Source organism: Oribacterium sp. WCC10 (genome assembly GCF_900113415.1).
In the GTDB taxonomy this organism is placed as follows: domain Bacteria; phylum Bacillota; class Clostridia; order Lachnospirales; family Lachnospiraceae; genus Oribacterium.
In genome coordinates, this window is record NZ_FOPH01000034.1 from 1 (window position 1) to 12,600 (window position 12,600).

Genomic DNA, 12,600 nt, shown 5'->3' on the forward strand with positions numbered 1-12,600 from the left:
GTGGTATTAAGGATACTGGAATTGATCAGGAAAAGAAGGAAAAAGGAAATAGATCTCGCCGGGTATCTGGGCATACCAACCGGATCCATGGCTAAATGGAAGTATTACGGAAGTACATCGTACCTGAGATATGTAGAGGAAATATGCATATTTCTTAACACGACACCGAATTATCTTTTCCTTGGGCATGAAGAAACAGTAGAAAGTCTGTCATTTGAAGAAAAAGATATAATTCGAATGTATCGTGACCTGGATGAAGGAAGAAAGAACTGCATCAAGGAAACTTTACGATATTTAACATAAATGAGATAGATTAATACGAAGTGGTAGAAAAACCACTTTTATAGAGGAGGTGTCTTAAACATCGTATTGGATCCCATATTTATGTTTATGATTCTTCCTGACGGTAAACAGGTCATGGGTGCGGCCATAGCCACAATGCTCAGTAATATTGTGGCGTCAATATATTTTCTGATTACTTATCTTAAGGCGTGTAATAACACAATACTAAGATTCCGGCCGACAGGAAAATACCCTTCTGCAAAGTCGTTTTCATCCATATTTGATGTTGGAATACCTGCGGCAGTGGGGCTTCTTCTGTTTGATCTATGTAACATAGTTATAAATCGTTTGTCAGCCTCTTATGGGGACATCGAACTTGCTGCCATAGGAATCGTACTTAAAGCAGAACGTTTGCCTCTGAATATAGGCATTGGCATCTGTCTCGGGATGGTGCCGCTTATAGCATACTCATATTCTTCAGGTGACATCGAACGTATGGATGAAATCTTCAGATTCGCGAGGGTGCTTGGTCTCCTGATAGGAATCACAAGTGTTTTGATGTATTACATTCTGGCACCACTTATAATGCAGACCTTCATTCATGATCCGGAAACTGTTCATTTCGGAACACTTTTTCTCAGGGCGAGATGCATCGCAACGCCGTTGATGTTCCTGTGCTTTTCCATGTTTCATTTTACCCAGGCTATCGGACGGGGAAAAGAATCCTTTTTTCTGGCAGTCGTACGCCAGATGGTTTTTAACATCCCGATCCTTTTTTTGTTTAATGCCCTCTTAGGAGTAATGGGAATAGTATGGACTCAGGCAGTTGCGGATTTCTTTGTAGTCATTGTTTCATATATCTTATATGGGAGGATAAGGAAACAGGAAGGCTGGAAAAGAGCGCTGTAGTCATCTCATTGCATGGATGAATAGAAAATAGTTAAGGAGTCAGCATGCCATTTCAAATCATCCGAAATGATATAACAATAGTTACAGCAGATGCCATCGTAAACACCGCAAATCCGGATGTCACAATCGGTAGAGGAGTGGATTTTGCAATATATTCGGCTGCCAATATCTCAAAACAGTATTTCTCAAGGATCATGAAAGGGACTGTGAATCCATCAAAGAAAAAGGTACTGGCCTTAGCTGTCGGACTTCGATTGAATCTCGATGAGACTATTGATTTTCTTAGAATCGCGGGATATGCATTATCACCCATATCCCAGACTGATGCGGTTGTAAGGTACTTCATTGAACGGCATGATTACAATGTTATAAAAATCGATATAGTTCTCTTTGACTACGGTTTGTATCCGCTGTCTAAAGATTGATTTCATTTTAAAGGTAAACTCCGGGTTTACCTTTTTTTAATTGCGAAATTGTATCCTTATTACAATATAAGCTGCTATCCTTTTTTATCAGGCACTTTTAACCCGGCAATTTTCTCATATATCTTCTCCATGATCATCGCGTTAACAAGCGAGATAAGCACTGCCCAAATGAATATAAGTATCGATACCCTCGGAAGCAGGATCACCGGCTGGAAATAATAGTATATAAAGAAAGTATGTGTAAGCCACATAAAGGTGGAATACCGACCGAACAGGCATAAAACCGGCACCACTTTCCTTTCTGCTATATCCGAATGAAGCATCAGTGTTAAACCAAATACCAAAAACGGAGCCAGAATTATATCAGGTTTGGATTCCCCGGGATTGGCAGGTACCATGAACCAGCGAATGACGAAAACCAAAACCGTCAATATAACACCTGTTATGGCCTTTGACTCAGACGGCAGATTACTATCCAGCCAGTCAAACAATCTCCATTTTTCAACAAAATACCCGATCATATAGATATAAATATATGAAATGAACATTTCCAACGCCATCAGACCTATTTCATTTATACCACTGCGTGCCATGTTGGCATAGGCAATGAATGGCAAGATCACGGCTACCAAAACCAATACGGCCGTTTTGATAAAAAACTCTCTTCTGTTTCTATGATGTAAAGAGAGATCAAACAAAGGATAAATGAGTGCAAACAACAGATATTCAAAAAAGTACCACCACTCAATATTTATGGCGCTAAAGCCTGTTATCAAGGCAAGGATAACTTCGATCACACTGGTTTTGACACTAAAAAAAAGAATACCGATAGGAACAAAAATTGCAAATACAAGCCAAAGCTTTACGTATAGTTTCTTCATCCTTGCTGCAGAGTATCTCACACTATTCCTGAACCTCGGCCATGCTCTCATCTCCGGATTCTTCTTTGATGCGATGGAAGCCGCATATCCCGAAATGAATGCATAAATCGCCACACACAGTCTTCCATGATAGGCAAATCTCGCTCCAAAATCATAGTTGCCAAATATAGAAATATAACCATATGACAGTCGATCCGGTATGCAAAAAAGATGGTGGAACACCATCAGCAATATCGCGACGCCATAAAGTGCCTGAGAATCCTTCTTCTGCAAAAATGAAGATATATTTATTTTATCTCTGGTTGTGTTTTCACTCATATTTCCCTCAACTTTGTCGGCTCTCTTCTCTACCGCAGGCATAAGCAAATGGTATGTTTATAAATCTGCCACCCTCTATTTCTCAGTCAGTGTTTCAGTCAGTCTAGAGACTGTTTCATACATATCATATATATGTGCTTCGACACTCCCCGTAAGTTTTATAAACAATAGACGTACTGATAAAAAGTTACCATTCACAGATAAATGGAAGTGAAGAATGAAGCTCACATCAGTGGGCTTTATTTTTATTGTTGAAACGGTTAGAATCTTTGTATTAAGCAAATCGGCAGTTTGTATGGCTCTTTTGCTAAAGAAAGAGCGCGGCAACTTCAAGTTTGCACGAATAACCTCTATCCTAAATGAGATAGAGGTTTGCTTAATTTAAAATAAACCATTTATCTACCACTTATGACATATTTTACTGTAAAAACAAACAAAACTATTATAATATTGTAAAGGCGTATATTACTGTTTTGTAGATTTTATTTAAAATGAACAAAACCTTACAGAGCCAGTAATAGCAGGGGGTTATGGGTCAAAATAATTTTGTTTAAAAATTTTTGGTTTTCAATACGAAGCGCTAATCACAGGTTAACGCTTCGTATTTTATTACTTCGAGGATAGACAACATGATTGTTTTTATTGGTGGCTATATACTTCTGACTGCAGCTTATGTATTCTTCAAAGTAGCTCCGATACTGCTTCTTATATTGGCAGCTGCATCCGCACTTGGAATGGGCGGCGGCTATGGAAAGAATGGAAAAAAGGGATTTGATACTATCATCACGAGACTTCAGAAACAATGCTATGTGATCACTACCGATTTCCGGTATTCTACAGATAAGCTTGGAAACAACTACGGCTGGGGAATAGCGGAGTATTCAACGCCTGAAAAGTTTTTTGGAAAGAAGTTCACGAATGTGGTGTATAAGCGGACACCGGAGGAATCGTACAACCGGGTTGTCAGGCAGTTAATGAAGATATTGCCTGAGGCAGATCCGGCACAGATTAAAAGAATACTTAGATAGTTTTGGTGAATTTTAATCTGAAGTATTTAAAAGATGGATATGTGATTATTAAAATGATACATGAAACATGAATCTTGACATGAAGGGAAGGGGAGAAGGAATGATTACAAGGGACGAGGCATTTGAATTACTAAAGAAGTACAATAAGGATCCGTTTCACATCCAGCATTCACTGACAGTGGAAGCGGTCATGAAATGGTATGCTAATGAACTTGGATATACCAATGATGCGGAGCATTGGGGGATAGTCGGACTACTTCACGACATAGATTTTGAACTGTATCCGGATGAACATTGTTTAAAAGCACCGGAACTCTTGCGTGAAGGTGGTGTCAGTGATGATATCATCCATTCTGTCTGCTCTCATGGTTATGGCATCACGGTTCCGTGTGGTGTAACGATAGAGGTTGAACCGGTTCATGAGATGGAAAAGGTCCTTTTTGCAGCTGATGAACTGACCGGCCTTATATGGGCGGCAGCACTTATGAGACCTTCTAAGAGTACAAAAGACATGGAGCTGAAATCTTTAAAGAAAAAGTACAAGAGTAAAGGCTTTGCTGCGGGATGTTCCAGAGAAGTAATTGAACGTGGTGCCAGGCAGCTGGGGTGGGAACTGGATAAACTTCTCGAGATGACACTTCAAGCCATGGCTGCAAGTGAAGATATGATTAATAAAGAGATGGCTTCGGTATAGTGATTTAATGATCTTAAACTATAATTATCAATAAATGTATATTTCCGTCTTAATAAACGCAGGTGTTTAAACAAGACTATTAGAAGGAGACATTAAGAGCGGAACGAAAGAATACAAAAATGTCAGATAAGATATAGTGATGTGAATTAGAGGAGGATTTCTGAATGGCTAAAGTGATTTTATTAAATGGCAGTCCGAAGGCTGGTGGCTGCACGGCAACTGCGCTTAACGAAATGGTAAAGACATTTCATGAGGAAGATGTTGAAACAGAGCTTATTCATGTTGGAAATAAAGCTGTACGAGGTTGTATTTCTTGCGGATATTGCGGTAAGAATGGAAAATGCGTATTCAATGATGATCTTGTAAATGAAGTTGCGGTAAAGTTTGAATCGGCTGATGGTCTCGTGATTGGAAGTCCTGTCTATTATGCTTCACCAAATGGAACTATTTTATCATTTCTGGACAGACTTTTTTACAGCACCTCTTTTTCAAAGCAAATGAAGGTCGGTGCAGCTGTTGTGAGTTGCAGGAGAGGTGGAAATACTGCGTCTTTTGATGTTCTGAATAAGTACTTTACAATCAGTTCCATGCCGGTTGCTTCGAGTACGTATTGGAATCAGGTGCATGGATTTACGGCAGAAGATGTGAAGAAAGATCTTGAAGGACTCCAGACAATGAGAAACCTTGCAAGGAATATGTCTTTTATGATGAAGGCATTTGTAGATGCAAAAGAGAAATATGGTTTGCCGGCACAGGAGCGAGAAGCATTTACAAGCTTCCCCGATGGAAAGTGAGTGTATTTGGTGATCATTGAGGAAATGATGAGAATGGAGTTCCTAATGCTATGAATGCTGCGTGGGGAATCACCACAGACTTTAAAGAAATCACTATCAGCCTTTCTGAGCATAAAACAACTGATAACTTCAATATTACAAAAGCATTTACAGTAAGCATGGCAACAGAAGATTATGTTGCAGCTTGTGACTATGTAGGTATTGAGTCAGGAAGAAAGGTTCCAAACAAGTTTGAGAAGGCCGGATTCCATGCAATAAAGAGTGAATATGTGAATGCACCGCTTATTGCCGAGCTCCCAATGGCACTGGAATGCAAAGTAAAGAGTTTTAATGATGGTATCCTTATCGGTGAAATCGTAAATGTTTCAGCAGATGAGAGTGTTATTACAGATGGAAAGATTGACACTAAGAAGCTAAAACCTATTACTTTCGATCCTTGTAATAATACCTATGTTGGTCTTGGTGATATAGTAGGAAATGCATTTAAGGATGGTGCAGTCTTAAAATAGCAGAATATGTTCTTCTCTGTGGATGTAATTTTCAGCATAATTGATGGGGTGTATGACAGATTGTGTGAATTCTCTTGGAAGTTAAAGTGGGAAAGCCACTGCTTCTTTATACATCTTCTGAAGTGTTTTGATAAATGCAGTAAGGCTCTCACGACAATCCGTTTTGTGAGTGCATAAGACGCAAGAGAAGGTATCATCACAGTCATAAGGAATCCAGGCAAATTGCCCACTGTGGTCGTTAAGAAAACCGGGGGAAAGACAGATTCCTTTACCGGAAGCAATATTAGTAAGCGTGGTGTCGTGATCCGGACTGTTAAAATATTCAATCTTCCCTGATGAAATCAGTTTTTGCTGAACGGAGCGAAGGAGTGCCGGTGAGCCACCACCTACCATAAGAGTGTGGCCGTAAATGTCTTCATCGGAAATAAGGTTTTTGGAGGCAAGAGGATCATTTTTATCACATATTAAGTAGATATGACTTTTAAACAGCTTGTGGACAGTAGTTCCTGCAAGCTGTTTTGTTTGTTCTTCCAAGGCAAAGACCACATCAGTTTCATTTTTTAAAAAACTATCTATGCCGTTTTCGTACTGGAATCGTGGCGTAATCTGAGTGCCGGTTGTTTCTTTTTCAAATTCCTTGATGGCTTCAGGGAGAAAGTAAATAGCCTGCCTAACCATAAGGCTGACAGTTATATTGTCATGATATTTTGTGCTGAAATTCTGCCCCTGTTCAATGGCTCTTTTTAATTCTTCGCGCATATTTGTAAGGAAAGATACAAACTGTTGTCCGGCAGGTGTAAGAGTAGCTCCTTTTCCGTTTCTTACAAAAATTTCAAAACCAACTTCCTCTTCAAGTAATTTTATCTGATACGAAAATGTAGGCTGACTTACAAACATGTTTTCAGCACCTCTGGAAAAGCTCTCTGTGTGGGCCAGTTCTATACAATAATCTATTTGTTTTGTTGTCATAGCTACCTTTGATATTTAAAAATTAAATCAATTATCTAATGTTTCAATTGGATATTATAGAACTGACATGAGATAATGTAAACAACAAAGGACAAAACCAATTGGGAATAACCAATATGCAATAAGTGTCATGAAGCACGTACATCACAAATATTGATAGAAATTTTTATGGAGGAAACAAAGATGGCAAAGACATTAATAGCATTCTTTTCAAGAGCAGACGAAAATTATTTTGGCGGTGCAATGAGATATGTGAAAGTCGGAAATACAGAAATTGTTATTAACCATATGAAGGAGCTTATAGATGCGGATACATTCAAAATAGATATGAAGAACCCATATTCACCTGTTTACATTACCTGCATTGATGAAGCCAAGAAAGATTTAAGAGACAATGCCAGACCAGAGCTTACATACTATTTAGACAGCATAGATGAGTATGACACAATTGTTCTTGGATATCCAAACTACTGGGGGACATTTCCAATGGCAGTTGCTTCATTCTTAGAGAGATACGATTTTGCCGGAAAAACAATTCTTCCTCTTTGTACGAATGAAGGAAGCGGAATGGGATCCAGCGAGCGGGATGTGAAGAAATATGCCAAGGGCGCTGATGTCAGAAGGGGTCTTGCAATCACCGGAAGCCAGGCAGCAAATGCTAAAGCAGCGGTAGAAAAGTGGTTTTCTTCTAACGGATTGATGTAATGAAATAAAGATGGAGGAAAGACCGGTGGATTTTAAAAAAGGATATGTTTTTGAATTAATGGCTCAGGGCGGGCCTACAGATAATAGAGAGCCTTATTTTAAGGATGCAGTTGATGAAATGATGAGAGCCAGAACTCTTTGTGCAAAGGCAAATGCATGCATGCCGGATGATCAATCGTATGTGGGCTATCTTGAAGAGTTGTTTGGTAGAAAATTAGATGATGTAAGAATACTTACACCATTTACATGCGACTTCGGAAATACGGTAAAGTTTGGCAAGGGTGTATTTATAAATCATTCAGCGATACTATCTGCATCAGGAGGAATTGAATTTGAAGATGGTGTAATGGCTGCTCCCGGACTTAAAATTGCAACTATTAATCATGACGTAAACGAACGTCATACCAAGTACACTTACGGAAAAGTTACTGTAAAAAAGAATGCATGGCTTGGCCTTAATGTAACTATCTGCCCGGGAGTGACCATTGGCGAATACGCTGTAGTCGGTGCCGGAGCAGTTGTTACAAAAGATGTACCTGCATATACAGTTGTAGGTGGAGTACCTGCTAAGGTTATTAAGATGCTGGATCCGGAGGAACAGAAGGAATAAAGATATGGGTGAAGAAGAAAAAATATCGGAATTGTACAAAGATTATTGGGACTATATGATAGAGAAAAATATAGAAGGTCTCAGAAATCTTATGTGTTCTGAATATTGTCTTTATCATATGACCGGTATAAAGCAGTCTGCTGATGAATTTTTAAAGGGTCTAAAAAATGGAACCTTTAATTATTACTCTGCAGAACATGATGACATATCAGTAAGTGTTCATGGTAATGAGGCAACTATGATAGGTAAAAGCAGAGTAGTCGCTGCAGTTTACGGTGGTGGAAAAGGAAGTTGGAGACTGAAGGGAGATTTTACACTTAAAAAAGAAAACGGAAACTGGAAGTTTACAAGTTCCAGAGCATCAACATATTAATGAGGATTTTACAAATGGAAAACATCGTATTAAATAATAAGCTGGAGTGCCCGGTAGTAGGAATTGGAACATTTATGCTTGCACCTGCTGATGCAGAGAATAGTGTGCGAGAAGCACTTAAGATGGGCTACAGACTTGTAGATACAGCAAATGCTTATGTAAATGAGCGTGCGGTAGGTCGAGGAATCCGGGAAAGCGGGGTAGATAGAAAGGAAGTATTTTTATCGACAAAACTCTGGCCATCAGAGTATGAGAATGAAAATGCTGTAGATGAAACATTAGAGCGCCTTGGTGTGGATTATGTTGATCTTCTTTATATCCATCAGCCTGCCGGAAACTGGCTAACAGGATACAGACAACTTGAAAAAGCTTATAAAGAAGGCAAGGCTAAGTCTATCGGCATTTCAAATTTCGAAGGGAAATATATTGAGGAGCTTGAGACCAAATGGGATGTAGTACCTCAGTTTATTCAGGTGGAAGCGCATCCGTATTTCACACAGACAGAGCTTCGCAAGACACTGGATAAATACGATATTAAGCTCATGAGCTGGTATCCACTTGGACATGGTGATAAGTCACTTATCAATGAACCGGTTTTTGCAGAGCTTGGAAAGAAATATGGCAAGTCTCCTGCACAGGTTATCCTTCATCAATGGACTTTTTAACATTCGAGGATAATTACCTCGCAGGGCAGAGCCCGGAAAGGAAAATAATCATGACAAATATGGTGAAGCTTTCTGTCCGGAGGAAATTACAGATAGAAGTATATGTATTGATGGTGATATTGCAAACATATTACGAGAGAAATAGCTTGGTAAATTAATGCTTGTTGAACATAATAGAACCTTACATAGACCAGTACCTCTGGGGACGCCCAGTGATTCGTACTGGTCTATTATTATGTCATTTATATTCGATTATTTAGAAAAAAGGTATTAGTACCAATTTTCTAAAATAGCGATTGCTATGAATTGTAAATTCAAGTATACTTTAGAAAAGTGGTAATAAGGCCGAAAATCTAAAATTGGAGTTTTCTATGGAGATTAAAAGAGATAAATATTTAAAAAAGCTCGTAAGTAAAAGAAATAATGGGTTGATTAAGGTGATCACAGGAATCAGAAGATGCGGCAAATCGTATCTGCTTTTTAATCTATATTATGATTATCTTATCAAAGATGGAGTGGCTGAGGAATGTATTATATCTGTTCCATTAGATGATGATGATTATATAGAGTATTGTGATCCTCAAAAATTATCAGAGTACATCAAAAGTAAAATAACTGATTCAAACAAGCAGTATTACGTTTTTATAGACGAAGCGCAATATGCAATTACAAAGGAAGAAATGAAAAATCCAGATGTACCTATTAGACTTTATGGTGTTTTAAATGGATTGCTTAGAAAAAAGAATGTCGATGTATATGTTACAGGAAGTAATTCTAAGTTTTTATCTTCTGATATTTTGACAGAGTTCAGGGGTCGTGGCGATGAAATTCATATTGCACCGTTGGCGTTTTCGGAGTATTATCCTGCATCTGGAAAGGATAAATATGAAGCATGGCAAGAGTATTTGTTTTATGGCGGATTGCCACATATTTTAGCAGAACCAGATAATGAATCGAAAGAAGCATATCTTGAGCGATTAAATTCTGAAATATATATTAGAGATATAGTTGAGAGGTACGATATTCGTGATGCAGCTGGTATGGAATCCTTAATGAAAGTAATTGCATCGGCCATTGGTTCGTTGTCAAATGCTCAGAAAATATCTGATACATTTAATAGTAGTGGCGATAAGTCAATTTCAATGCCAACAATATCTAATTATTTAAAATATCTCACCGAAAGTTTTGTGATACAAAAAGGCAAAAGATATGATATTAAAGGTCGTAAATACATAGGAACACCTTCAAAATACTATTATACAGATTTGGGACTGCGAAATGCTCTTTTAAACTTTCGCCAATTTGAAGAGACACACTTGATGGAGAATGCTATTTATAATGAGCTAATATATAGAGGTTACAAAGTAGATGTGGGTGTGGTTGAAATTCGAGTTGATGAAAATGGGAAAAAAGCACGTAAACAGCTAGAAGTTGATTTTGTTGTTAATCAAGGCAGTAAGCGATATTATATCCAGTCTGCATACGCGTTACCAAATCAGGAAAAGGTAGAGCAAGAACAAGCGTCACTTATAAAAATACCTGATTCATTTAAGAAGATAATTATTACGAGTGGAAACTTCCCGGTGTGGAGAAATGATCAAGGTATAACAATTATTGGACTATTTGATTTCTTGTTGAATGATGATAGCCTAGATTATTGAACGTTTTATGTAGGGAAGAGAAATAAATAGAAATGTGATAATATACAAAAGGCTATGACCAAAAGTGTCATAAATATTGAAAACACAGTAAATCATTACTTTTAGAAGGAAATAAATTACCATGAAATTGGGCATTGTAGTCGGTTAGCAAAAATATAAAAGTCGATGTATTTGATATAAAAGTCGATGAAACCCTATATTTGCAAGACTTCGAGAATGCCTAAGTTGATATATCTTGATGTAACTAATATAAAATCCAATATAAAAATGGCGTAAAGTGAAACTACTACTGAGCTCAATACAACGAAAATAATGCCTGTTGGAGATTCAATTGTCGATTATGGCATAAAGCTATACACTTAAGAAGCTTGAAGGTAAGAAGTGGGTAGCAGTTCCGATGATAATCGATAACGGAGTTTTCACTGATATCGGCTACAGTATTCCAAAGAATGGGGAAGCTGAGATTGAAACTAACTGGGCATCGTTTTATGGAAAGATTGAACCGGGAACATATAAGATAACCAAGACAGTTTTGGATTCAGGAGCCAGTGGCGAAGGTGATAGTTTAAATCGGTATACTGTGAGCGCACAGTTTATGATTGCAGGATGAGGAATGAGATGAGCAAGTGTTTAAGACCACACCATGGGATGTGTTTTCAGTTTTATGAAGGCAAGGGCTACAGCGCTGATTTCACGGACCATATGGGAAGGGTGATAAAAGAGCTTGAGACTGATCCGGAGCAGAATGTGGTGCTGAAAGCTGAAACAGATATTGTATGTGAGAACTGCCCGAACAATGAGGGCGGTGTATGCACAACTCAGGACAAGGTGCTGCGTTACGATAAGGCAGTTCTGAGGGCCTGTGGACTTGTAGACGGAAGCGAGATCTCTTTTGCTAAGTTCATAGGACTTGTAAAGGATAAGATAATTGGTGCGGGTATCCGAGGTAATATCTGCGGTGACTGTAGCTGGGATTATATTTGCAGGGAAAAGGAGTGAGGTACGATGGAATTTACAACAGATATTTTCAGTCAGTTTGACAAGAAGTGGGCTCTGCTTACAGCGGGAGACAAGGACAAGTTCAACACGATGACCATCAGCTGGGGCGGCCTTGGAACACTGTGGGGCAAGCCTGTAGCAACAACATATGTAAGGACATCCAGATATACTCATGAGTTTATGGATAATAACGAGTATTTCACAATCAGTTTTTATCCTGAGGACTATAAGGGTACACTTGGAGTTCTTGGTTCAAAATCCGGCAGGGATATCGATAAGATGCATTCTTCAGGGCTTACAGCTAAGGAAGTTAGTGGATCCATGACATTTGAGGAGGCCGAGGTTACTTTGGTTTGCCGAAAGCTCTTTTGCCAGAGGTTTGATACAAAGAACATGAACCCTGATATTGCCAAGCAGTTCTATGAAGGCGATGCCGAGCATGACATGTACATTGGCGAAGTTGTGGACATCATAAGGTGAATTAGATGATAAACGTTAAGGTAAAAGAGTTTTTAGACATAAAGGGATTTGGAGACAGGCTGACAGAGCATTCCGAGACAATAGATACTGTTGAGCATGCAGCACAGCAGATTGGTTGCACAGAGCCTGAGATTGCCAAGACACTGTCATTTGTTGTGGATGAAAAGCCTGTTATTGTGGTCATGGCTGGGGATGGCAAGGTGAACAGCTCCAAGTTTAAATCTGTTTTCCATACTAAGCCCCATATGATCCCGAGAGACCAGGTGGAGGATATAACAGGATTCCAGCCGGGCGGAGT

17 protein-coding genes and 1 pseudogene are annotated in these 12,600 nt (G+C 38.8%); 16 read left to right on the forward strand and 2 right to left on the reverse strand.

The annotated features are described in order from the left end of the window. The 3 genes from BM294_RS14950 to BM294_RS14960 form a co-directional block, all read left to right on the forward strand. Window positions 1-303: hypothetical protein (locus tag BM294_RS14950; protein WP_207648064.1), on the forward strand; the 303-nt coding region annotated here is incomplete at its 5' end. 81 nt (window positions 304-384) lie between these two features. Further along, window positions 385-1,191: an MATE family efflux transporter gene (locus tag BM294_RS14955; protein ID WP_091209817.1), complete on the forward strand. Its 807-nt coding sequence runs from the start codon at window positions 385-387 to the stop codon at window positions 1,189-1,191. A gap of 44 nt (window positions 1,192-1,235) precedes the next feature. Beyond that, window positions 1,236-1,616 (forward strand): helix-turn-helix domain-containing protein, encoded by a 381-nt coding sequence (locus BM294_RS14960; protein ID WP_242944559.1) that lies wholly within the window; start codon window positions 1,236-1,238, stop codon window positions 1,614-1,616. 74 nt (window positions 1,617-1,690) lie between these two features. Here the strand turns inward: BM294_RS14960 and BM294_RS14965 are convergent, their stop codons facing one another. Continuing rightward, entirely contained in the window at window positions 1,691-2,815 is a 1,125-nt protein-coding gene (locus BM294_RS14965) for an acyltransferase family protein (RefSeq protein ID WP_175494723.1), read from the reverse strand. 629 nt (window positions 2,816-3,444) lie between these two features. Here BM294_RS14965 and BM294_RS14970 point away from each other — a divergent pair. From BM294_RS14970 to BM294_RS14985, 4 genes are all read left to right on the forward strand, one after another. Next, a complete protein-coding gene (locus BM294_RS14970; RefSeq protein WP_091209821.1) occupies window positions 3,445-3,843 on the forward strand; it encodes an AlkZ-related protein in 399 nt (132 codons plus the stop codon). Between the two features lie 100 nt (window positions 3,844-3,943). Beyond that, a complete protein-coding gene (locus BM294_RS14975; RefSeq protein ID WP_091209838.1) occupies window positions 3,944-4,537 on the forward strand; it encodes an HD domain-containing protein in 594 nt (197 codons plus the stop codon). Window positions 4,538-4,701: 164 nt separating this feature from the next. Beyond that, entirely contained in the window at window positions 4,702-5,331 is a 630-nt protein-coding gene (locus tag BM294_RS14980) for a flavodoxin family protein (RefSeq protein WP_091209823.1), read from the forward strand. A gap of 50 nt (window positions 5,332-5,381) precedes the next feature. After that, a complete protein-coding gene (locus tag BM294_RS14985) occupies window positions 5,382-5,840 on the forward strand; it encodes a flavin reductase family protein (protein WP_091209824.1) in 459 nt (152 codons plus the stop codon). 81 nt (window positions 5,841-5,921) lie between these two features. Here BM294_RS14985 and BM294_RS14990 read toward each other — a convergent pair whose 3' ends face one another. Next, on the reverse strand, window positions 5,922-6,809 hold the full coding sequence (locus BM294_RS14990) for a LysR family transcriptional regulator (protein ID WP_091209825.1): 888 nt from the start codon (window positions 6,807-6,809) through the stop codon (window positions 5,922-5,924). Window positions 6,810-6,992: 183 nt separating this feature from the next. Between BM294_RS14990 and BM294_RS14995 the strand changes: the two genes are divergently transcribed. From BM294_RS14995 to BM294_RS15035, 9 genes and pseudogenes are all read left to right on the forward strand, one after another. Further along, the gene (locus BM294_RS14995) at window positions 6,993-7,514 is read left to right on the forward strand and encodes a flavodoxin (RefSeq protein WP_175494724.1); all 522 of its coding nucleotides are present in this window, start codon (window positions 6,993-6,995) and stop codon (window positions 7,512-7,514) included. A 25-nt stretch (window positions 7,515-7,539) separates the two neighbouring features. After that, window positions 7,540-8,124 (forward strand): DapH/DapD/GlmU-related protein, encoded by a 585-nt coding sequence (locus BM294_RS15000; RefSeq protein WP_091209839.1) that lies wholly within the window; start codon window positions 7,540-7,542, stop codon window positions 8,122-8,124. A 4-nt stretch (window positions 8,125-8,128) separates the two neighbouring features. Next, entirely contained in the window at window positions 8,129-8,497 is a 369-nt protein-coding gene (locus BM294_RS15005; RefSeq protein ID WP_091209827.1) for a nuclear transport factor 2 family protein, read from the forward strand. A gap of 14 nt (window positions 8,498-8,511) precedes the next feature. Continuing rightward, window positions 8,512-9,162: an aldo/keto reductase gene (locus BM294_RS15010; RefSeq protein ID WP_242944560.1), complete on the forward strand. Its 651-nt coding sequence runs from the start codon at window positions 8,512-8,514 to the stop codon at window positions 9,160-9,162. Window positions 9,163-9,533: 371 nt separating this feature from the next. Next, on the forward strand, window positions 9,534-10,823 hold the full coding sequence (locus BM294_RS15015; RefSeq protein ID WP_091209829.1) for an ATP-binding protein: 1,290 nt from the start codon (window positions 9,534-9,536) through the stop codon (window positions 10,821-10,823). Window positions 10,824-11,187: 364 nt separating this feature from the next. Further along, window positions 11,188-11,433: pseudogene (locus BM294_RS15020) on the forward strand (immunoglobulin-like domain-containing protein); the annotation flags it as partial. A gap of 8 nt (window positions 11,434-11,441) precedes the next feature. Beyond that, window positions 11,442-11,822, forward strand: a complete 381-nt coding sequence (locus tag BM294_RS15025; protein ID WP_175494725.1) for a DUF1284 domain-containing protein — start codon at window positions 11,442-11,444, stop codon at window positions 11,820-11,822. Between the two features lie 6 nt (window positions 11,823-11,828). After that, the gene (locus tag BM294_RS15030; protein ID WP_091209836.1) at window positions 11,829-12,302 is read left to right on the forward strand and encodes a flavin reductase; all 474 of its coding nucleotides are present in this window, start codon (window positions 11,829-11,831) and stop codon (window positions 12,300-12,302) included. A 5-nt stretch (window positions 12,303-12,307) separates the two neighbouring features. Then, window positions 12,308-12,600 (forward strand): YbaK/EbsC family protein (locus tag BM294_RS15035; RefSeq protein ID WP_304528641.1); only part of this gene is annotated, 293 nt, incomplete at its 3' end.

Excerpts from the sequence above, each read along its gene's own strand:
- BM294_RS15010 (WP_242944560.1), top strand. The coding sequence starts at position 8,512 with ATGGAAAACATCGTATTAAATAATAAGCTGGAGTGCCCGGTAGTAGGA.
- BM294_RS15030 (WP_091209836.1), top strand. The coding sequence starts at position 11,829 with ATGGAATTTACAACAGATATTTTCAGTCAGTTTGACAAGAAGTGGGCT.
- BM294_RS14955 (WP_091209817.1), top strand. The coding sequence starts at position 385 with ATGTTTATGATTCTTCCTGACGGTAAACAGGTCATGGGTGCGGCCATA.
- BM294_RS14990 (WP_091209825.1), bottom strand. The coding sequence starts at position 6,809 with ATGACAACAAAACAAATAGATTATTGTATAGAACTGGCCCACACAGAG.
- BM294_RS15005 (WP_091209827.1), top strand. The coding sequence starts at position 8,129 with ATGGGTGAAGAAGAAAAAATATCGGAATTGTACAAAGATTATTGGGAC.
- BM294_RS14970 (WP_091209821.1), top strand. The coding sequence starts at position 3,445 with ATGATTGTTTTTATTGGTGGCTATATACTTCTGACTGCAGCTTATGTA.
- BM294_RS14975 (WP_091209838.1), top strand. The coding sequence starts at position 3,944 with ATGATTACAAGGGACGAGGCATTTGAATTACTAAAGAAGTACAATAAG.
- BM294_RS15015 (WP_091209829.1), top strand. The coding sequence starts at position 9,534 with ATGGAGATTAAAAGAGATAAATATTTAAAAAAGCTCGTAAGTAAAAGA.
- BM294_RS14985 (WP_091209824.1), top strand. The coding sequence starts at position 5,382 with ATGAATGCTGCGTGGGGAATCACCACAGACTTTAAAGAAATCACTATC.
- BM294_RS14995 (WP_175494724.1), top strand. The coding sequence starts at position 6,993 with ATGGCAAAGACATTAATAGCATTCTTTTCAAGAGCAGACGAAAATTAT.
- BM294_RS14965 (WP_175494723.1), bottom strand. The coding sequence starts at position 2,815 with ATGAGTGAAAACACAACCAGAGATAAAATAAATATATCTTCATTTTTG.
- BM294_RS14980 (WP_091209823.1), top strand. The coding sequence starts at position 4,702 with ATGGCTAAAGTGATTTTATTAAATGGCAGTCCGAAGGCTGGTGGCTGC.
- BM294_RS15025 (WP_175494725.1), top strand. The coding sequence starts at position 11,442 with ATGAGCAAGTGTTTAAGACCACACCATGGGATGTGTTTTCAGTTTTAT.
- BM294_RS14960 (WP_242944559.1), top strand. The coding sequence starts at position 1,236 with ATGCCATTTCAAATCATCCGAAATGATATAACAATAGTTACAGCAGAT.